The organism is Cupriavidus sp. 01L45 (assembly GCF_056399885.1).
Genome location: NZ_JBFTSG010000156.1, coordinates 1 through 1,295, shown reverse-complemented (window position 1 = coordinate 1,295; position 1,295 = coordinate 1). Strand labels below are relative to the sequence as shown.

2 protein-coding genes are annotated in these 1,295 nt (G+C 67.3%); both read right to left on the bottom strand.

The window, feature by feature from the left end; genetic code table 11:
• Positions 1–891 (bottom strand): type VI secretion system baseplate subunit TssG (gene tssG / locus AC1DT6_RS40500; protein ID WP_477112232.1); only part of this gene is annotated, 891 nt, incomplete at its 3' end.
• 74 nt (positions 892–965) lie between these two features.
• Positions 966–1,295, bottom strand: a 330-nt coding sequence (locus AC1DT6_RS40495; protein ID WP_441637743.1) for a type VI secretion system baseplate subunit TssF, incomplete at its 5' end; no start/stop codon positions are given.

Genomic DNA, 1,295 nt, shown 5'->3' with positions numbered 1-1,295 from the left:
CCTGAGCTGCGTGGTGTAGCCCAGGCTCACCTGGTCCGAATTCAAGGCCGGCGCCGGCATCAGCGCGGGCCTCACATGCATCTCCAGATGCGCGTGCGCTGCATAGCCCAGGTAGAAGCGCAACAGCGCCGTCACCTCCCGGTGGATGGTCCGGCCCGGCATCAGCCCCAGCACCGAGTCGCGGTCCTGTGGCGTGATCACCACGCGTACGGTGTTTGCGCGATCGTAGAAGCCGCGTCCCAGCACACAGTTTTCCCCTAGCGGCATCCGCTCGGTGGCATCGAGGCGCACCCACACCGGGTGGAACTCCTCCACCGTGATGCGCGCGTCCGGCACGGCATGCTGCAGCACGCCGGCGAGGCCTTCGGCGGTGCGTGTGCGCTGGCTGGCCAGCCCTAGCATCGACAACAGCTTGCGCGTGCCGACGGTCTCTTCGGTCCGCGCCTGTCCGGCGCCCGGCTTGCCGAGGCCCAACCCGAGCAGGCTCAGCAGATAACACGACACCTGGTCCTGTCCGCCCTGCCGGAAGCCCACCGGATAGCGGTACTTGCGCGCAACGCGGTAGAACTGCGTGACGATCCGGTGGTGAAACAGGTCCAGAAAGGCCGCCAACGGCTCTGCCCCGTCGCGGCGCTGGGCAATCTCGTCCACGAAGTAGGAGGGCATGCGCGCATCCACGCCGTAAAGGCCCAGGAAGGTTGTCCGCACGACCGGTGGCCGGTCGGGGTGGTCGCTGTCGCGCTCCACCGCATCGATCTCCCGCCCGGGAAAGCCTAGCCGTCCGTGCGAGCGAAACCGCACGGGCTCGTTGGCAGGAGAATCGGTGGTGCCCAATGGCGGCTGCTGCGGCGCGGCCAGTTCGATCAGCTCGCAGAGCCGGAAGAAGTTCATCTGCGGCGCATGGGCGAGCAGCGCCGGCAGCAATGCGCTCTCCTGCGCCTGCGTTGCTGTCAGTTTCGGCAGGCTCAAAACGGTGCCCCCTCGCCCTTGCTGTCGGGCCATGCGAGCCGCTTGCCGCTTGGCTGCGACACGATCACCAGCCGGGTATACAGGTTCAGCGTGGCATAGAGCGACAGGAACCGGTTGAGCATCTCGCCGAAGAGCTCGACGTCGCCCTCGCCGGCGAAACGGGTGCTGTCCAGCGATACCTCGATCTCCACGCCGCGCAGCAGGCCGCCTTTAACGAGCTTTTGCAGGGGCCGGTGCCGCACGTCCGTGATGGCATCGATGCGCCGGCGGTTCATCTCGCCTTCCGTCCAGTCGTAGAGGGCAAGACTGCCGCGCAGGACCTCGGC